Here is a 17,029-nt window from a genome sequence, read left to right on the forward strand (position 1 = left end):
CCGCGCGATTTATGATTCGAGCGTGGAGATGGCCCCGAGGAGAGGATGTGCATGACTGGTCCGACGACGCTACAAGAGTTTCTCGCTGGCGCTTCGGTTGACGATGCCGTGTTTGCGCTACGCCCCGACTATCGCGTCATACTGCTGGCCGTCGATGGCCTGACGCCCGGCGCGAGTGATGAGACGAGCGATACGCTGTTGCGGCAGGCGGAAGCCGTAGCGCTCGAGGCCCTCGGCGATGCGCCGCCCGATCAGCTGCCGCACGTCGCCGCCTGGCGCGATGCCTACCGCGCGTTCGGCGCGAAGCCGCAGCGCACCCGCAACAGCCTTGAGGCGCTATTGCGTCGCGTTGCCGCCGGTCTGCCACGCATCAATCGACTGACGGACATCTACAACGCCATCTCGGTACAACACCAGATTCCGCTGGGTGGTGAGGACCTGCAGCGCTACGTCGGCCCGCCGCGCCTGAACCGCGCGGTCGGCAACGAGCCGTTCCACACGACAGCCAGCGGCGAGGAGGTTGTCGAATTGCCCGAACCCGGCGAGGTTGTCTGGTGCGACGATGCCGGCGTGACCTGTCGACGCTGGAACTGGCGGCAGGCCCGTCGCACCCAGCTGCACGACTCGACGACCACCGCGATCTTCATCCTCGATGCGCTCGATCCGCTGACGAATGAGGCGCTGCAGGCTGCCGCTGATGATCTCATCGCCGATCTCAGCCGCATCGGCCCTGATGTCGTCGTTGCTCAGCGCCTGATCGCTGCCAATTCCAGCTCGGCCTGAAAGCGCAGGGTACCCGGAGTGGAGACCGGTCGCGACGCCATCCGCCGCGCGTTGACGGGCGCTGGGCGCGCGAGCCGACCGCTCTAGCCCGGTCGGCTCGATCCGCAGTCATCGTCGCGTGCGTATGCAACGGTATCTTCGAGGCTGAGAGCAGCGCCCTCAGTGAATACCCTGTCCCACGTCGCTTGGCCAAGTGCCAGACGGCCGGCGCTGGCCGTCTGCTCGGCTTCAACGCTCTCGGCTGTTGCAGCGATGGCTCCGAGGCGTGTCCGTATCCGGTTGGCCGCGCCAAGCAGGCGCGCGGCGCGCTCCATCCGTTGCTCGGTAACGGCAACGGCGGCGAAGCGTTCCAGCGCCACCGCGATCTGGCGCGGATCGTTCATCGCCAGGTTGAGCGTGAGCGCTTCCCTGAGGTACGCCGTCGCGCGCTCTGTTTCGCCTTGCCGGTTCGACACGTTGCCGAGGTTCGAATAGAGCGGGCCGACTGAGTTGGTCATCCCTGCGTTCTCTGCGACCGTCAGCGCCTCCATCTCCGCTGCGGCCGTGCGCTCGAGATCGCCGAGGTAGTACCAGGCAGCTCCCAGATTGCCCAGCGCTCGGGACAAAGCCTCCGGGTACTCGATCTGCCGCGCCAGCCGAACGCAGCGCTCCAGATCTCGATCGCGCGCGAGAACTCCCCCGTAGTCGTAGGCAATGCCGGCCAGCAGGATCCAGCGAGCTTCCACTCCCCGGCTGGCGGCTGTCGCCGCGGCCCTGGTAGAGCGCGACGCTCTGCTCGAAGAACCGATCGCCGTGCTTCCGATCGCCCTGTGCGTTCCAGAGCATGCCGCTGGCCCGATAGAGCAGCGCCCGGACGGAGAGCGGCGCACGCTCGAGGTCGGGACGGGCGAGCGCGCGCTCACCCGCTCGCGCCCCTCGCCGATGTAGCCGCGCAGGAGCCAGAAGCGCGAGCGCACCGGCCAGCCGGATCTCCGCGTCTCCATTCGGCTGCTCGCGCGCCCAGGCCAGCGCCGCCCGCAGGTTATCGTGCTCGCTTTCCAAGGCGCCAGGATCAGCTGGCTCGCCCGTAGAGCTCGATGGCCGACTGCTCCGCCAGCGCGATGTAGTACTCGGCGTGTCGCCGAGCTGGCGCCGCCGCCTCCCGGATCGCTCGCCAGACGTTCGGCTGCGAAGTGGCGCAGCAGCTCGTGCATGGCATAGCGGCCTGTTCCACCGCTCTGCCCCAGCAGCGACCGATCGACCAGTCGGACCAGTACCGGCGCGTGTGGCAGCGCGACGTCCTGCGCAACCGGCACCGGTCGAAGCTGCCCTGGAACACTACCAGACGCATCAGCGCCCGCTGCTCTTCCTCGCTGAGCAACCGCCAGGAATGCTCGAATACTGCCCGCAGACTGCGATGGCGATCCGGCATGTCGCGCGTGCGTGCCGCCAGCGAGTCGAGGTCGGACTGCAACGCTGCGGCAATCTCGTCCGTGCTGTAGTGATCGACCCAGTGCGCCGCCAGCTCGATGCCCAGCGGCAGGCCGTCGAGCAATCCGCAGAGCCGGATCGCACCGTTCAGATCCTGCGCGTTCCGCCCCCAGCCCGGCATCCGTCGTCCCGCGTGGTCCAGAAAGAGGCGCACGCCGGCATGGCTGGCCGGATCGCTGGATTGCTGCATTCGGGACGGAGAGGCCGCCCAGGCGTAGCAGCGCTTCGCCGCTGATACCCAGCGGCTCGCGCGACGTCGCCAGGATTCGTAAATCCGGAGCGGCGCGTAACAGCACCCGCGCGATGGTGCCAGCCTCCGGCAAATGCTCGCAGTTGTCGAGGATCAGCAGCATCGTTCGTGTCCACGCCGGCCAGTGCCTCCAGCGGGGCCCGTTGGCCATCCATGATCAGGTCGAGCGCTGCGGCAATGGCCCCGGCAACGGTTGCGACCTGCAGGGCCGGAGTCTGCGCGGGCTGAACACCGGCTAGAGGAACCCACCGAGACGCCATCGGTAGCGGGATTGCATCGCCCGGGCACCTTCCGGTGCCAGCCGGGTCTTGCCGACCCCGCCAGCGCCGACGATCGTCGCCAGCCGCGATGAGCTATCCGGCAGACCGAGCAGCCTCGCCAGCTCCTCCTCGCGTCCGACCGGTGGCGCGAGCGTGGCCGGCAGATTGTGCGTGTGATGTCGCATGCTCTCCGCGCCGCCGGGCGACGCGCAGCGCGACAGCACCGACCCGGATGCGCTCGGCCAGCTGCGCCGTCTCGCTGTCGGGCGTCACGCCCAGATCGTTGCGCAACGTCGGCACGTGACCCGAGCGTAGGCAGCCAATGCGGCAGCGCGATCCCCGTTCAGCGCATGCGCGCACATGAGCTGGCGGTAGGCTGCTTCGCGCCACGGATCGAGCGCCAGTTGCCGACCGGCAGCGGCGACCGCTTCAGCGGCGCGTCCGGCAGCGAGGTAGCGCTCGGTGACGGTCTGCACTTGCAGGACGCTCGGTGCTGCTCGCCCGCGGTGTCTCGCGCTTGAGCAGCAGCGAAGTGCTCAAACGCCTCGCAGCGGCAGGCCGAAGCCCGCCAGCAGCTCGGCCTGATAGAGGGCGGCGGCGCGTTCCAGATCGGCGAGATCTGCGCTACCGGCCAACCGGGCGAACTCGCCGACATCGACCGTTGCAACATCGGCGCTCCACTGCATCGATGTGCGATCCGCCAGCACCGGGTCCGTGCCGTCCGCAAATCCGGCTCGCACCCGAACGAGCGACTGCGTCAGGTTGCGCAGCGCGTCGGCCTCTGGCAGCTCCGGCCAGAGCAGCCCGGCCAACAGGCTGCGACTGTGGGGGCGATCCGACTCAACGGCCAGATAGGCCAGCAGCGCCTGAACCTTGACGCCACGCACGGCCGACGTGGGTGCGCCGTTGTGGCGCACCTGGAACGTGCCCAGGCAGCAGATGTCGTACCCCACAGGGGACTCCCAGAACGCGGTAGCAACATAGCGAATATGCAAGCAAGTGCGCTCACCATATCACGACACGACCGTGCTCAAGCAATCTGAATGAACTGACACCACTTTTGCGTCCCAGTCGCACTCCGGTCGCCTGGCGGATGCAGTCGCCGGTCATGCTGGGAGCATGAACGGACGAAATCGACATTCGGGAGATCAGCGGCGGCGCGACCCCAGCGCCATGCGTTTCTGCTCACGCTCTGGCAGGAGCAGGCAGACAGGCCGTGGCGAAAGCGGCCTTGCGTCCCGCCGATGGTGGCGAGCGTCAGGGGTTTGCGGCGATCGAGCATCTTGCCGCCTATCTGCCGCCTCACCACGCCGGATGCAGCGGACGAAGGCGTACCGCATCAGATGCGCGGATGCGCCGTCCTGGAGAACGATGCCGGGCCGGCGTAAGACACCGGCAGCAACGACGGAAGGTGCAGGGAGATGGAACGGCAAACGATCCCCACGACGATTCAGGCGCGATTGCGAGTGCTGATCCAGCGCGCTGCTGCTGGCCGGCCTGCTCGTCACGCTCGTCCCGGCGGTGAGCCGGGCAGCGAGCTTCACGGTGACGAACCTCAATGAGTCCGGAACGGCTCACTACGTCAGGCCTTGGCTGACGCGAAGGCGGCGGTTGGCGACGATACGATCTCGTTCGAGGATGGGTTGACCGGCACGATCACCGTCACCAGTCAATTGGTCATCGATAGCAACGTCATCATCCAGGGACCGGGCGCGGACCTGCTGACGATCAGCGGTGGGGAATGCACGGTGTTCCTGGTGAAGGACAGCCGCCACGCTCGACGGCCTTGACGATCAGCGATGGCAGTGCCGAGAAGGCGGCAGTATCCACGTTGCTTCGAGCACGCGCTCACCATCACCAACAGTGTCTTCACCGGCAACGGCTACGTCAACGTTTGGGGCGGATGGGGCGGCGCAATCAACGCCTCGTCGAGCACTGTCGCCATCACGAACAGCACATTCTCGAACACTTCCGGATATCGGTGCCGCAGTCCATTCTGCCGATTCAGTGCTGCGCATCGAGCACGACGGTGGTACAATCTGAAACCTCTCTCGCCGGAGGGAGTCGAGCATGGGCACCGGCTCGGCGACGATCGTTGACAGCATCTTCACCAATAGCAGAGGCGTTGATCGACACCGGCGGCGGCGTCTACGCTGACTGACCTCACCGTCATCGGCGCTCGTTCTCCAATAACGACGCGGGTGAGTATGAAGCTGCAGGAGTGGCGGCATCGCCATGTTCGGCGGCGATCTGTGATTGCAGAACGACTTCATCGAAAAACCTGCCGACAGTGGCGGCTATGGAGGCGCGATCTTCGACGTACGCAGCATCGATAGAGATCGCTGACAGCGAGTTCGTTGAAAACACGGGCTGGATGGGTGGTGCTATCTACACTGAAGGTGACTCGACCATCAGTATGATCAGCAGCGGCACGTTTGATCGGAACCATCACAACGGATACCGGCGGTGCAATATACGCGTCAAAACCTCTCAACATCATCAACAGCACGTTTAGCGGCAATTCCGCAAAGACAGGTGGAGGGATCGGTTCGTACCATTTTGGCTCAGCGGCTGACAATGTTGTTGCCAACAGTACCTTCAGCAGGAATTCGGCGGCCTGACAAGGGAAACAACGCAGCCACCTTCAGCCCCATGACGATTGCCGGTTCGATCTTTGCCGATCAAGATGGATCATCCTGCTGGATCAACGACCCAGGTACATCATCGTCGCGCCAGATCTCGATAGCGGCTACAACCTGTCCAGCGACGCGACTTGCGTCAGCGCCGACACCAGCCTGGCAAACGCCGACCCGCTGCTCGAGCACTGGCCATTGGCGGCTCCACGCAGACCCACGCTCGCTTCGAATAGCCCGGCGCTCGACGCCGTATCCCGGTCGGCACCCTCGTACCGGCACCACCCTGACGACTGATCAGCGCGGCGTCGAGCGACCACTGGGGACGGCCTGCGACATCAGTGCACGTTCGAGGCGCTCGCCGACTGCCCCGGTCATCCGCCCGACGTGAACCGGCACCCAGGGCGGCAACGGCTGGTACACCAGCGACGTGACCGTCTCCTGGGTATGGTGACGTGCGAAGTCGGCCATCAGCGCCTCGGCTGGTTGTGACGCGATCATCACCGAACACCGCTGGCACGACGCTGACCTGCGAGGGCACCGGCCGCCGGTGTGCCGCCAGCCAGTCTGTCACCATCCAGCGTGATGCCACGCACCCATCGTCAGTGTCACCGGCATCACCGACGATTGCGGTCACACCTCGGCGGTGATCCCAGCCGTTGGCTGCACGACGACCGATGCCACCTCGAACGTCGCGTCAGAGGCAACCGCGACGACCAGCGGTGGCACAGTCGGTGAGATCACCGTGACCTGCTCGGGTGCCACCGACAACGCCGGCAACACCGCCTCGGCGTCGATCAGCTACGCCATCCACTACGCCTGGGGCGGCTTCAAGGGCGTCGTCAAGAACCAGCCCAGGGAGAACACCTGGATCGCGCTGCTGCCGGTGCCGGTCATGTTCACCATCGACGGCAATCAGGGTCGTGATGCCATCACCAGCATCACCTCACGCAGTTGCAGTAACGCACCGGGTGTCGGCGGGTTCAGCGCCGGGTCGCTGTTCAACATCGGTGTGGTCAGTCTGGGACGCAGCGACCAGTACCTGTTCATCTGGACGACGCCACGCTCGTGGGCGCGCACCTGCCGCGTGCTGACCGTCACCCTGGCGGATGGCACGTCTCACGAAGCGATATTCAACTTCAAGTAAGCAACGCGGCATACAACCGCCCGCAGCGGGGTTCTGTTCGTCACCCAGCGCCCTGCTGCGGAACGACATACGCCGGTAAATGGTGATTGAAAGGGATATGGATATGGCGAGGCCTGTCGCAGTTTACTCATCCCGCTCGTTCGTGCGCTTGCTCCTGAGCGCCTTCCTGCTGGCCGGCCTGCTCGTCACGCTCGTCCCTGCGGTGAGCGGGCGGCGAGCTTCACCATGAACACGGACGATAGCGGCCCCGGGTCGCTGCGTCAGGCTGTACCAGATCATCAGGGTTGTCGGGTGACCACACGATTACCTTCGCCCTGAACAATTGCCCCTGCACGATCGTCCCCTCACGAGTGTGCTGATAATCAGTGGCAACATCACGATCCAGGGATTGGGCGCAGACATGCTGACGATCAGCGGTGGAAACACTACGCAGATCATCGCGATACCACCGGCTGTCACCGCGACTTTACTTGACAAGCTGACGTCAGCGACGGCTACACTGCTACTGGTCTTGGTGGCCGGAATCCTCGTCGCAGGCAAGCTCACAATTTTGCATAGCTCCATCAGTGACAACAAAGGCCTATAGCGGTGGCGGTATTTACAGCACTGGCACGCTCAGCATCGCCAACAGCACCTTCAGTGCCAATACGGCATCAATACAGGTGGCGTCACGTGTTGAATGGCTCGGGGCCTCTCACCATCACGAACAGCACCTTCACATCGACAATCAGGCTGGTAGTGGCGGTGCCATTTACGCGTTTCAGCGGTCGTTTGACTGTCAGCGACTGCAGCTTTATCGAGAACCGTGCCGTCGCTGCACCAGGAACGCCCGGTGGCTACGGTGACGGTGGTGCTATCTATACGTACCGTACAACGATGAAGTTACGACTGAGTTCATCGGGAATACCGCCGTAGCTGGTGGTGCTGCGGCCAACACCATCAGCACCACGATCACCGGAATGGCAACAGCACATTTGCGAATAACCATGTGACCAACGATGGCGGTGCGATCTCTGCGGACGAACCGCTGGTCATTGTCAACAGCACTTTCAGCGCGAATAAGGCAGGCTCGCTTGCTGGCGCAGTCATGGCGTGGGCAACGAGTAATGAGGGCGACAGCCTGATCGTCGCCAGTACCTTCTGGGGTAACACGGCACCATATGGCGGAAGTAGCATAGCCCCAGGCGGTAAGGTGACCATTAGCGGCTTTGATCTCGCACGATAAGGTGGATCGTCCTGTATGGCTGATGACCAAATCATCGACGGTGGCTACAACCTGTCCAGCGACGCGACCTGCGTCAGCGCCGAGACCAGTGTGGTGACAACCGACCCGCTGCTGCTCGGCCCACTGGCTGACAATGGCGGTCTTACCCAGACCCACGCCCTGCTTCCCGGCAGCCCGGCGCTCGATCGCATCCCGCTCGGCACGCTCGGCTGCGGCACGACCCTCATGACCGATCAGCGCGGCGTCGCGCGACCGAAGGACGCCGGCTGCGACATCGGCGCATTCGAGTCTCCCGACAGCACGCTGCCCGTCATCGCCCCGACCATCGACGGTACACTCGGCAGCAACGGCTGGTACACCAGCGATGTCACCGTCAGCTGGAGTGTTGTGGACGACCAAACGGGCATCTCCGACTCATCCGGCTGTGATACTGCGACGATCGACCGACACCACCGGCGCGACGCTCACACCTGCGAAGCGACCAGCCTCGGTGGTACCAGCAGAGAATCGGTCACAATCAAGCGCGATGCAACCGCGCCGCTCGTGACAGTCACTGGCGTGACCGATGGCGCGACCTATTCGTTTGGTGCCGTTCCGGATGCGGAGTTGCATCACAGCGGATGCAACATCTGGTGCGTCCAGCGCAATGCTCTCACGAAGTGGGGGACCGCTGGGCACCGTAGCCAGCGACATAACCCAACGGTGCTGTGGACGCGCTGAACAGTGGTTCGTCCTCCGTTACCTACGCCGTGACTGACTCCCGCAACGCCAACCATTACCCCGACGGTGAACGGTACCCTCGGCAGCAACGGCTGGTACACCAGCGACGTGACCGTCTCCTGGAGTGTCGTTGACGGCAGTCGGCCATCAGCGCCTCGGCTGGTTGTGACGTACGATCATCACCGAAAGCACTACTGGTACGACCCTCACCTGTGAAGCGACCAGCGCGGGTGGTACCGCCAGCCAGTCCGTCACGATCAAGCGCGATGCGACGAAGCCCTTCGTCATGGTGACCGGCTTCACTGATGGTGCGGTGTATACGGTCGGCGACAGCATGCCGTCGCTCGGCTGCCTCACCATCGACCCGTCAGGCGTGGCGACCGCTGCAGAGCTCCCATAACTGGCGGTACGGTCGGTCGTTGTTATCTACGCTGGAGCAATCGACAACGCCGGTAATTCCAGTTTGCCCGTCTCAGCAACCTACACGGTTCACTACGACCAGCGGAAGGATTTTGTCCCCGCAACGGATTCTCGGCGCGGACCGAGAAAGCTGCTGGCCGGTCCCCCGCTGACCGTCGTGTTCGTCATCAATGGTGGTGTTGGTCTGGATGCAGTGGAGAGCATCACATCGATCGCCTGTAATGCTGCCCCAGGGACGGAGCCGACGATCGCCCTGCCCGGTGGGTCGTAGGGCGAGTTACAGCAAGGTGCAAACACCTTCATCTTCCAATGGAAGACATCCCGCGCGTGGCTGGAACCTGCAGGTGCTCCGCGTCACCCTGACGGACGGCACCTCCCACGACATCACCTACCACTTCCTCTAAGAGGAAGCGTTGCTCTCCTGACGATGATCGCCCCAGTAACGGTCATGGCCAGGACCTCCACACAGAACGACGGCGGTCGAGCTGCTCGTGCCGTCATCTATCCGGCAACGCTCAGGTGTCAGAATCCCATCGCCGCGCCGCCGGAGCGCGGATCCGCGCCACCGCGTAGCGTGCCGGTCGCCGGATCGCGTCACGGCCTGAACGAGCGCGAAGTTGCCGTACGGTGCCGGGTTCGGGACGAGCTGGAAGCCACGTTCGGCAAGCTCGCTCTTCACCCAGGTCGGGATACGCGACTCGCAATCCAGCAGATCGCCCTGGCAATCGAAGCGCGGCGCTGAAACTGCCTCGACCGGCGACGGGCGTGGTCGAGCACATTCAGCAGCACCGCCGCCGGTGATGATCCGCGTGCCGCCCGGCGCGCCGAGCGCCGAGTACCAGCTCGCCGTCGCGCAGGACGATCGTCGGGCACATGCCGGTGATGCGCGACTTCCTGGCGCGATCGAGTTCGGTAGCCCGGCTGCAGGTTCGCCGCGTTCATGATGTTGTTCCAGGTGAAGCCGTAGCCCGGGGAGACGACGCCGCTGCTCGCGCCGAGCGAGTGCGTCAGCGCGATCGCGTTGCCGGCGTCATCAACGACGGTGACGTTCGTCGTCGTCGGCGCTTCCGGGTAGCGCGGCACGCTGAACTGCTCGCCAGCCTTGATCCTGGCGTACCACTCGCCGGCCCGTTCGTCCGACAGCAGCATATAGCCGGCACATCGTGGAAGCGCCGCGGGTCGGCGACGTGACCGTACCAGTCGGCGTAGGCCGCCTTCATCGCGTGGCCAACGAGGTCGATGTACTCGACGCTGTTCAGGCCCAGCGCTGCGATGTCTTCATGCTCGACGATCTTCAGCGTCTCGGCCATGCAGATACCGCCGCCGGCCGGTGGGTTCGTCAGGACGGTCTGGCCGCGATAGCTGATCCGGATCGGCTCCGAGACGTGGACCGTGTAGTTCGCCAGGTCTTCAGCCGTGACGTACGAGCCATTATCGGTCAGGTCGGCAGCCAGCTCGCGCGCTAGTGCGCCCTCGTAGAACTCGCGCGGCCCACCCTCGGCCAGACGCTGGAGCGTGCGTGTGTGATCCGGGTTCATCAGCCGCTCGCCTGGAGCCATGTAGCCGGAGCCGTCCGCCTTCGTGTAGATCGCGCGTGACGCCTCGGTCGCGCGAATGCGCTCGCCGAACGCGATGTGCAGACCATAGCCCGGCGTATTCCACAACCGCCAGAGCTCGGGCGTGACGACGTAGCCCTCGTCGGAGATACGGATCGCGTCGCGCAACGCGTCCTGCCAGGTGATCGTGCCGAAGCGCTCCAGCAGCTCGGCCATCCCGGCCACCGTGCCGGGCGTCATGATCGAGCCGTAGCCAATGTCGTTGACCTGCCCTTTGAGGTGATAGCCGTAGCCGGTCCAGTCCTGCTCGATAACGATGTCCTGCCACATCGCGGGCGTCGCCTTCGATCCGGCTGTGCCGTTGAAGTCGATGCAGATTTCGGTGCCATCGGCGTGCGGACCGTCGCGCCCGAAGCCGCCGATCCCGCACATCTGCGGATCGACGACCATCTGCACAAACGCCGCGGTCACGGCTGCGTCGATGGCATTCCCACCGGAGCGCAGAACGCCGACCCCCGATTCGACCGCCGGTATCTGCGGCGCGACGACCATCCCACCCATGCTCGGCTCCTCCCCATGCAGCGCAATGAAATCCGGCCACGTTGTCGTCCATGGCCGGATGATCACCGATCGTGAGGTATCGGGCAAGATGTTGGGCTATGCCATCGGCGGCTCGTTCGTCGTTGGGTCGCCATCAAGCGCCGCAACCAGATGCGGGACGATCGCCTCCAATGTAAAGGCGATGCTCAGCGGGCTGTTGAACGCGATCGCGTTGTCAACATCCCCTTCGACGAACACATGGCGACCCTCGGTCGCAACCCGCAGGCGCGCATACAACGGATTCTTCTCGATCGCGTCGCGGCCACCAGCGAAGGGAACCTGCAGCCAGGTCACGACATCGACGCTGTTCAGAATGTTCAGTTGCTCGTTGCTGAAGTTGGTGAAGAACGTATTCGGGTCGAGGACATCAATGATGCTCTCCGGGATCGTCAGGCCCAGCCGGTGATGATCCGTGCCCGACCGTCCTCAACGTTGAACAGGGCGAAGTTGCTGCCGTCCTCGCGCATCGCCGCGACCGCGACCGTCGATTCCTCGAAGATCGGGTTCTCCGCTCGATAGGTCGTGAACAGGTCATCGATCTCGGAGATGATCTCCTCAGCGCGCTCCGGCTGCCCGAGCGCCGCGCCATGAGCGCCTCCCACGGCATGCCGTATTCGATGTAATCGCCGAGTTGCGCAACAGTCGGCGCGATCTGCGAGAGCGTCGCGTACTCCTCCTCGGTGATGCCAGAGTAGATCGCGATGATCAGGTCTGGCGAGTAGGTCGCGATCAGCTCGAAGTCCAGCTCCGGCATTTTCAGCACCGCTGGCGCGGGGCCGGTCAGGGATGCCTCCGCCCAGGGGAAGATGACGTTCGTCTCATCGCCGTACCAGTAGCGTGAGGCGACCGGCGTCACGCCGAAGGCCAAGACCTGATCCTGGTCGTTGTAGCCCAGCGTCACAATGCGTGTCGGCTCGCTCTCGACCGTTGTCGTGCCGTACTTGTGCGTCACTGTGGCCGGGAATGTGCCACCGGTCGAGGACGGCTCGGTCGCCGTCGCCCGCGCCAGCTGGGGTCGGCGCCTCCGTCGCTTCCGGTTCTGATGAGTCAGTTGGCGATGCGACGGCTTCCGGCGTGTTGCTCGGCGCTTCGGTGGCTGGCTCGCCGCCTGATGCAGCCGGTGTGCTGGTCGGCTCGTCGCCATCCCCGCCGCATGCCGCCAGCAACGACAGCACCGGCGCGACGGCGATAACCCGGCGGCTCGACGGGCTGCGCCCGGCCGGTTCGGCAATGGATACTCCCCAGCCTGAACCCACCCGCGTCTCTCGCATCATTGTCCCCTTCGTCGCGGTTCTCAGCCGCCCCACTGCTAAATCCGACTATAATGATCGGGATTGTAGCGACGCTTCCTGAGCGCCGTGTCAATGCGCCGCCGGGCCTGCCACGACCACGATGCGTCGGTTGCGGCGATACTGCGCCTCGGTGCCAAACGAGCGAGCGTAGTGAAGGGAACGACGAGACACGATGGCAGACGTAACTGACACGGTGCTGAGTCCACGCGATGATGAGCTGTTCGCCGAGTGGGACAAGCCGGATAGCCCCGGAGCTGCGGTCGCCGTGCTGCGCGGTGGCAAGGTGATCCACCAGCGCGGCTACGGTATGGCGAACCTCGACCACGCCATCCCGATTACGCCGGATTCAGTCTTTCATGTCGCCTCGGTGTCGAAGCAGTTCACGGCGTTCGCCATCCGGCCTGCTGGCCGATGAGGGCAAGCTCGCTGGACGACGGGTGCGCAAGTACGTGCCGGAGCTGCCCGACCTCGGCGAGGCCTTCACAATCGAGCAGTGCATCCATCACACAAGCGGCCTGCGCGATCAGTACGGGCTCTTCCGGCTGGCCGGCTGGCGCGACGACGACACGCAGACGTTCGACGATGTGCTCGATTTCGCCTATCGCCACGAGCGCCTGAACTTCACGCCCGGCGATGAATATCGCTACTGCAACACGAGCTACACGCTGCTGGCCCTCATCATCGAGCGCGTCAGCGGCCAGTCGTTCAGCTCGTTTGTGAAGGAGCGACTGCTCGACCCGGTCGGCATGACCAGCAGCCACATCCACGATGACCACAGCGCGATCGTCGCCCGCCGCACCAGCGCCTATGCCTCGCGCGGTACGGATGAAGGCTTCAAGGTCGCCAACTCAACCGTCGAAGGTCGGCGCAATCTGCCTGTTCACGACCGTCGAGGATCTTGGTCGCGAACTATCAGACCCGCGAGGTCGCCGGATCGATCATGGATCAGGTGATGGCGAGCGGGATGCTCAACAGCGGCTCCCCAACCCACTACGGCTTCGGCCTCTTCCTCAGCTCCTACCGCGGCCAGCGCACGATCCGGGGCAGCGGTAGCGTTCAATACCGGGCGCAGGTAACCTGGTTCCCGGACGCCGACTCAAGCGTCAATCATCTCACAATCTCAGCTCGATGAAGCCCGGCAAGCTGGCGCTGCGAATCGCCGACGTCGTCATCCCCGACGCGCTGGGCGCCGACGACCTGGCCGATGCGCCAACGGTGGACGTTGCGTCCGAGGATCTGGAGCCGCTGGCCGGCATCTACCATATGACACCGGCGCGCCAGATCCGCGAGGTCTTCTATCGCGATGGCAAGCTCGTCATGCCTTCCGGCTTCGGCGACGATCTCGACCTGACGCCTATCGGCCAGCGACGCTTTCGCGCCGACGACCCGCCATTCGGTGCGCTTCGTCGGACCGGACGATGCGCTGGAGCTGCACGAGATCGACCGCAACGGTGACACCCGCGTCTACGCCCGGCTGGAATCACACGAGCCGACGCTTGAGGAGCTTGCTGCTCTCGTTGGCAGCTACGACTGCCCCGAGATCGGCGCGACGTACCGCGTGTCGCTGAAGGACGGCGGTTTGGCGGTCGGCGAGCGCAAGAACGGACCGCGCACGCTGCGCCCACTCGCGCCGGACTTCTTCGCCGTTGATGGCTACGGGAACAACTCTGGCCGTAACGCGCGATGGCTACGGCCAGGTCGCCGGTCTGCAGCTCTTCAACGAGCGCATTCGCTATCGCTTCGACCGGCGCTAGGAGCTATGCCTGGAGGCAGCGGCTGGCGGTCCGGCCCATCAGCGGGATGATCGTCGCCGCCGCGCCGATGTGCAGGTAAATCAGCGCCAGCTTCGACGACGTATCAACCGCGCTACTGATCGGTCCGAGCAACGAGACGGGAAAAGCGTCACCGCGATGACCGGCCGCTGCTCGACCGACCTCCACTCCAGTAGCTCCGGCATCTTTAGGCGAGCAAGCCGACGATGGCGGTGACACGACGATTGTTGAGACGATGCCGATGATCGTCGCCACTCACGGTTGCGACTGGATAGCCGCCGTTCACAACACGAGCAATCATCAGGATGACGAAGTTCACGATGATGGCGACGGCGATAGCCATCGAGCGTTGCTGGCGCACCGGCAGTTGCTGGATCGATTGCATAGTGGGTCCTTCCAGTTGGCATATGTGGGAATGCTCTAGCGCGAGCCGTCGCTGACGGTCTCAAAGGTAGGGCGGTACTGCCGCGCGCCGGGCGCATCATGCACGATCGGCCACAGCCCGGCCAGCATGTAGTAGCCGTTGGTCACCACCTGCATGACGAGGACGGTGACGAGCATCAGTCCGGTCTGAAGCGCCGGCACACTATGCACCGGTAGCGTGTAGGCCATAACCACCCGCAACGCCGCGTCGATCAGCAGCGCCACCGTCCACATCACGGTCGAAACGCGCCAGATGTGGCGGAAGCGTGGCTCCTGCTCCCAGAGCTGCTCCCACGGCAGGTTCGGGTGGCCGGAGCGCCCTTCCATCAACGGTCGAGTCAGTCGGTAAGTCAGTGGACGTTCCTGCCAGAGACTCCTGAAGAACCAGAAGGCCGCTATCGACGTCAGCACGCTCTCCTTGGCGAGCAGGAAGCGGTCGCTGCCGGTGATTAGCGCGAGGCCGAACCCGACGAGCGCCATCGCCAGCATTTGCGGCGCGAAGCTCTGACGCCCACCGCCACGCAGATGCGAGATGAGCGCCGTCATCGCAGACAGCCCCGCCGACACGAGCAGCGCCGCGTACAGGCTTGATCCACGCCAGAGCATGACGTAGAGCAGGGCGGTCGGCACGACGATGTCGAACGCGATCCAGAGCAGCCCGAGGTGGCGACGTATTGGCCCACGTCTCTCTCGCTCGGTATTCGGCTGTTCGGTGGTGGGCGGCGATGTCATCAGGATGTCCACCTCATTACTCATATCCGTTGTGCTTGTGTTGCCAGTGTGAAGAGCATGACCAGCTCACGCGCATACTGGTCGAGGTCCAGATGCTCATCGACCGATTGCGCCAGCGGTATGCCATCGAGCGAGCGTTGAATCGTTGTCGCCATGACGTGGACGTTGAATGCGCGAAAGACACCCTCGCGCTGCCCCCATTCCAGAATGGCGCTGATGCCCTCAGTGGCTGCAATCTCGGAACCGGCGTCATAGCTCACGCCGCCGTGCATGACGACGCCGACCATGGCCCGCAGCGCGTTCGGATCGCGGCGCATGAAGTCGATGAGTCCCTCGATGTACGCGACCAGCGCTGCCTGTGGGCCGCTGACATCGGACATCGCGATTGTCATGTGCGCCTCAAGACGCGCGTAGACCTCGGTGACAACCGCCCAGTCCAGATCCTTCTTGCTGGTGAAGTGATAAGAGATCAGGCCGGTGCTGCTCAAGCCCGCTCGCTTCGCGATCTGGGCGAACGACGCGCGCGGATAGCCCAGCTCAACGATCGTCTCAATCGCTGCGGCGACGATCTGCGCTCGCCGCGCTTGCTCGGTCAGGCTCGGTTGTGTTCGTGATCGCTGTCGACGTGGTGTTGCTCGCATAAGCAAATACTAGCACACATGAGCAACCAGTCAATCTCGCAGGTCGCGACCTGCGCCGGAGTTGCGAGATTGGACACGCAGAAACTCCCTGTGTCGATTCGTGTCTATACTGCTCGACTACCTATGAGAATGAACCTCCGTATCCGGCTGAACAGGAGCAGCGCATGGCAGGATGGGCGACCGGTGTAACGGCGATAACGTTGTTCGTTGAGGACATCGAAGCGACGAAGCGGTTCTACCAGGAGATATTCGAGCAGCCGTTGATGTTCGAGGACAGTGTTTCCGCCGCGTTCAAATTCGGCGACCTGATCGTCAATCTGCTGGCCAATTCTGAAGCGGAGGGACTCATCGGCCCGGCACTGGTTGCAACCGCTGCCGGTGGCTCACGCATTCAGCTCACCATCACGGTTGAGGATGTCGATGCTGTGTGCGCCGACCTCGTGCGTCGCGGCGTCGCATTGATCAACGGCCCGATGGATCGACCGTGGGGCATCCGCACCGCCTGCTTCCGCGATCCGGCCGGGCATGTCTGGGAGGTCGCTTCCTAGACCATCCCCTCTCGAAGGGCGTCGTCGCTGATCGAGCGATCTGCGGCACATCATGAGAATGTCGTCAGAACAGCGCGTTCCCGCGTCGGCATGGGTAGCAATCCGCCCGCAACCACGCGGAAACCGGCGCAGCATTGTCGTGCGCCGGTACCCATTTCACGTCCGGGTGCTGTCTTCCTTACGTATATAGAGATATGAGGATGGAGCGAAATCCGTCTCCATGCCCTGCGTGCGACCGCAGAGCGGTTATGTGGAGTTAATGGAAGGCGCTACGGCGGGGGATTACGTGCCTGTTGGTGCCTGGTGTTCGTCCGGGACGAGCGCATGTTCCAACTGAAGAAAAGCCTGAAGGCACCGCTTTTCGCGTGCATCTTCGTTATAATCCTTCCGCTTATTGAAGCGAAATGTCCGTGCCTCTCCGTCAGTCGACAGCAACGTTGAAACCGGGTTGCGTCTGCGACGCATGCAGCGCGATAGACCAGGCGGACGCACGTCACAACGATCGTCTGGAGGAGGAGTCGAAGGGAGTTGAGACAACCGCAGTCCTGTTTCATCTG

General features: G+C 64.0%; 24 protein-coding genes and 1 pseudogene. 10 read left to right on the forward strand and 15 right to left on the reverse strand.

Annotated features, from left to right (window positions below):
* Positions 1-51: 51 nt before the first annotated feature.
* Complete coding sequence (locus M9890_07760; GenBank protein ID MCO5176846.1) at positions 52-783, forward strand: phenylalanine--tRNA ligase beta subunit-related protein; 732 nt, start codon at positions 52-54, stop codon at positions 781-783.
* Between the two features lie 83 nt (positions 784-866).
* Here M9890_07760 and M9890_07765 read toward each other — a convergent pair whose 3' ends face one another.
* From M9890_07765 to M9890_07785, 5 genes are all read right to left on the reverse strand, one after another.
* A complete protein-coding gene (locus M9890_07765) occupies positions 867-1,508 on the reverse strand; it encodes a hypothetical protein (GenBank protein ID MCO5176847.1) in 642 nt (213 codons plus the stop codon).
* 326 nt (positions 1,509-1,834) lie between these two features.
* A complete protein-coding gene (locus tag M9890_07770) occupies positions 1,835-2,443 on the reverse strand; it encodes a hypothetical protein (protein ID MCO5176848.1) in 609 nt (202 codons plus the stop codon).
* Positions 2,444-2,738: 295 nt separating this feature from the next.
* On the reverse strand, positions 2,739-2,948 hold the full coding sequence (locus M9890_07775; protein MCO5176849.1) for an ATP-binding protein: 210 nt from the start codon (positions 2,946-2,948) through the stop codon (positions 2,739-2,741).
* An 84-nt stretch (positions 2,949-3,032) separates the two neighbouring features.
* A complete protein-coding gene (locus M9890_07780) occupies positions 3,033-3,239 on the reverse strand; it encodes a hypothetical protein (GenBank protein ID MCO5176850.1) in 207 nt (68 codons plus the stop codon).
* A 60-nt stretch (positions 3,240-3,299) separates the two neighbouring features.
* Positions 3,300-3,716: a hypothetical protein gene (locus tag M9890_07785; protein MCO5176851.1), complete on the reverse strand. Its 417-nt coding sequence runs from the start codon at positions 3,714-3,716 to the stop codon at positions 3,300-3,302.
* Between the two features lie 636 nt (positions 3,717-4,352).
* Here M9890_07785 and M9890_07790 point away from each other — a divergent pair.
* Positions 4,353-4,553 carry a hypothetical protein gene (locus tag M9890_07790; protein MCO5176852.1) on the forward strand — a complete coding sequence of 67 codons (201 nt, stop codon included), beginning with the start codon at positions 4,353-4,355 and terminating at the stop codon, positions 4,551-4,553.
* A 1,140-nt stretch (positions 4,554-5,693) separates the two neighbouring features.
* On the opposite strand, the gene M9890_07795 is transcribed toward M9890_07790, so the two are convergent.
* Positions 5,694-5,897: a hypothetical protein gene (locus tag M9890_07795; protein ID MCO5176853.1), complete on the reverse strand. Its 204-nt coding sequence runs from the start codon at positions 5,895-5,897 to the stop codon at positions 5,694-5,696.
* Positions 5,898-6,042: 145 nt separating this feature from the next.
* Between M9890_07795 and M9890_07800 the strand changes: the two genes are divergently transcribed.
* The 3 genes from M9890_07800 to M9890_07810 all read left to right on the forward strand — a co-directional run bounded on the left by M9890_07800 (position 6,043) and on the right by M9890_07810 (position 9,179).
* A complete protein-coding gene (locus M9890_07800; protein MCO5176854.1) occupies positions 6,043-6,543 on the forward strand; it encodes a PxKF domain-containing protein in 501 nt (166 codons plus the stop codon).
* A gap of 1,240 nt (positions 6,544-7,783) precedes the next feature.
* Positions 7,784-8,488: a hypothetical protein gene (locus tag M9890_07805; protein MCO5176855.1), complete on the forward strand. Its 705-nt coding sequence runs from the start codon at positions 7,784-7,786 to the stop codon at positions 8,486-8,488.
* A gap of 463 nt (positions 8,489-8,951) precedes the next feature.
* Entirely contained in the window at positions 8,952-9,179 is a 228-nt protein-coding gene (locus M9890_07810) for a hypothetical protein (GenBank protein MCO5176856.1), read from the forward strand.
* 404 nt (positions 9,180-9,583) lie between these two features.
* On the opposite strand, the gene M9890_07815 is transcribed toward M9890_07810, so the two are convergent.
* The 5 genes from M9890_07815 to M9890_07835 form a co-directional block, all read right to left on the reverse strand.
* Positions 9,584-9,991, reverse strand: a complete 408-nt coding sequence (locus tag M9890_07815; GenBank protein ID MCO5176857.1) for a gamma-glutamyltransferase family protein — start codon at positions 9,989-9,991, stop codon at positions 9,584-9,586.
* Positions 9,916-11,025, reverse strand: coding sequence for a gamma-glutamyltransferase (locus M9890_07820; GenBank protein ID MCO5176858.1), 1,110 nt, complete (start codon positions 11,023-11,025; stop codon positions 9,916-9,918). Before M9890_07820 ends, M9890_07815 begins: the two co-directional genes overlap by 76 nt.
* Positions 11,026-11,121: 96 nt before the next feature.
* Positions 11,122-11,358 (reverse strand): hypothetical protein, encoded by a 237-nt coding sequence (locus M9890_07825; GenBank protein ID MCO5176859.1) that lies wholly within the window; start codon positions 11,356-11,358, stop codon positions 11,122-11,124.
* A 95-nt stretch (positions 11,359-11,453) separates the two neighbouring features.
* On the reverse strand, positions 11,454-11,666 hold the full coding sequence (locus M9890_07830) for a hypothetical protein (GenBank protein ID MCO5176860.1): 213 nt from the start codon (positions 11,664-11,666) through the stop codon (positions 11,454-11,456).
* Between the two features lie 216 nt (positions 11,667-11,882).
* Entirely contained in the window at positions 11,883-12,335 is a 453-nt protein-coding gene (locus M9890_07835; protein ID MCO5176861.1) for a hypothetical protein, read from the reverse strand.
* Positions 12,336-12,528: 193 nt separating this feature from the next.
* On the opposite strand from M9890_07835, the pseudogene M9890_07840 reads away from it, so the two are divergent.
* From M9890_07840 to M9890_07855, 4 genes and pseudogenes are all read left to right on the forward strand, one after another.
* Positions 12,529-13,309, forward strand: a pseudogene (locus tag M9890_07840) (beta-lactamase family protein).
* Positions 13,309-13,488, forward strand: coding sequence for a hypothetical protein (locus M9890_07845; GenBank protein MCO5176862.1), 180 nt, complete (start codon positions 13,309-13,311; stop codon positions 13,486-13,488). The pseudogene M9890_07840 and the gene M9890_07845 overlap by 1 nt, the downstream one beginning before the upstream one ends.
* Positions 13,485-13,811 (forward strand): hypothetical protein, encoded by a 327-nt coding sequence (locus M9890_07850; protein ID MCO5176863.1) that lies wholly within the window; start codon positions 13,485-13,487, stop codon positions 13,809-13,811. The genes M9890_07845 and M9890_07850 overlap by 4 nt, the downstream gene beginning before the upstream one ends.
* Positions 13,753-14,160 (forward strand): hypothetical protein, encoded by a 408-nt coding sequence (locus tag M9890_07855; protein ID MCO5176864.1) that lies wholly within the window; start codon positions 13,753-13,755, stop codon positions 14,158-14,160. The genes M9890_07850 and M9890_07855 overlap by 59 nt, the downstream gene beginning before the upstream one ends.
* Here M9890_07855 and M9890_07860 read toward each other — a convergent pair.
* From M9890_07860 to M9890_07875, 4 genes are read right to left on the reverse strand one after another with little or no spacing between them, the layout of a single operon-like run.
* Positions 14,114-14,296, reverse strand: coding sequence for a DUF6069 family protein (locus M9890_07860; GenBank protein ID MCO5176865.1), 183 nt, complete (start codon positions 14,294-14,296; stop codon positions 14,114-14,116). The two genes, M9890_07855 and M9890_07860, sit on opposite strands and share 47 nt — an antisense overlap.
* A 19-nt stretch (positions 14,297-14,315) precedes the next feature.
* The gene (locus M9890_07865) at positions 14,316-14,513 is read right to left on the reverse strand and encodes a hypothetical protein (GenBank protein ID MCO5176866.1); all 198 of its coding nucleotides are present in this window, start codon (positions 14,511-14,513) and stop codon (positions 14,316-14,318) included.
* A gap of 35 nt (positions 14,514-14,548) precedes the next feature.
* Complete coding sequence (locus M9890_07870) at positions 14,549-15,307, reverse strand: hypothetical protein (GenBank protein MCO5176867.1); 759 nt, start codon at positions 15,305-15,307, stop codon at positions 14,549-14,551.
* Positions 15,304-15,924: a TetR/AcrR family transcriptional regulator gene (locus M9890_07875; GenBank protein ID MCO5176868.1), complete on the reverse strand. Its 621-nt coding sequence runs from the start codon at positions 15,922-15,924 to the stop codon at positions 15,304-15,306. Before M9890_07875 ends, M9890_07870 begins: the two co-directional genes overlap by 4 nt.
* A 164-nt stretch (positions 15,925-16,088) precedes the next feature.
* Between M9890_07875 and M9890_07880 the strand changes: the two genes are divergently transcribed.
* On the forward strand, positions 16,089-16,472 hold the full coding sequence (locus M9890_07880) for a VOC family protein (GenBank protein ID MCO5176869.1): 384 nt from the start codon (positions 16,089-16,091) through the stop codon (positions 16,470-16,472).
* Positions 16,473-17,029: the final 557 nt, after the last annotated feature.

This window comes from Thermomicrobiales bacterium, assembly GCA_023954495.1.
GTDB lineage: Bacteria > Chloroflexota > Chloroflexia > Thermomicrobiales > CFX8 > JAMLIA01.

Coding starts and splice junctions, on each gene's coding strand:
- M9890_07760 (MCO5176846.1), top strand. CDS start 52: ATGACTGGTCCGACGACGCTACAAGAGTTTCTCGCTGGCGCTTCGGTT.
- M9890_07845 (MCO5176862.1), top strand. CDS start 13,309: ATGGCGAGCGGGATGCTCAACAGCGGCTCCCCAACCCACTACGGCTTC.
- M9890_07805 (MCO5176855.1), top strand. CDS start 7,784: ATGGCTGATGACCAAATCATCGACGGTGGCTACAACCTGTCCAGCGAC.
- M9890_07865 (MCO5176866.1), bottom strand. CDS start 14,513: ATGCAATCGATCCAGCAACTGCCGGTGCGCCAGCAACGCTCGATGGCT.
- M9890_07820 (MCO5176858.1), bottom strand. CDS start 11,025: ATGGGTGGGATGGTCGTCGCGCCGCAGATACCGGCGGTCGAATCGGGG.
- M9890_07870 (MCO5176867.1), bottom strand. CDS start 15,307: ATGAGTAATGAGGTGGACATCCTGATGACATCGCCGCCCACCACCGAA.
- M9890_07795 (MCO5176853.1), bottom strand. CDS start 5,897: ATGATCGCGTCACAACCAGCCGAGGCGCTGATGGCCGACTTCGCACGT.
- M9890_07850 (MCO5176863.1), top strand. CDS start 13,485: ATGAAGCCCGGCAAGCTGGCGCTGCGAATCGCCGACGTCGTCATCCCC.
- M9890_07770 (MCO5176848.1), bottom strand. CDS start 2,443: ATGCAGCAATCCAGCGATCCGGCCAGCCATGCCGGCGTGCGCCTCTTT.
- M9890_07775 (MCO5176849.1), bottom strand. CDS start 2,948: ATGCGACATCACACGCACAATCTGCCGGCCACGCTCGCGCCACCGGTC.
- M9890_07875 (MCO5176868.1), bottom strand. CDS start 15,924: ATGCGAGCAACACCACGTCGACAGCGATCACGAACACAACCGAGCCTG.
- M9890_07880 (MCO5176869.1), top strand. CDS start 16,089: ATGGCAGGATGGGCGACCGGTGTAACGGCGATAACGTTGTTCGTTGAG.
- M9890_07835 (MCO5176861.1), bottom strand. CDS start 12,335: ATGCGAGAGACGCGGGTGGGTTCAGGCTGGGGAGTATCCATTGCCGAA.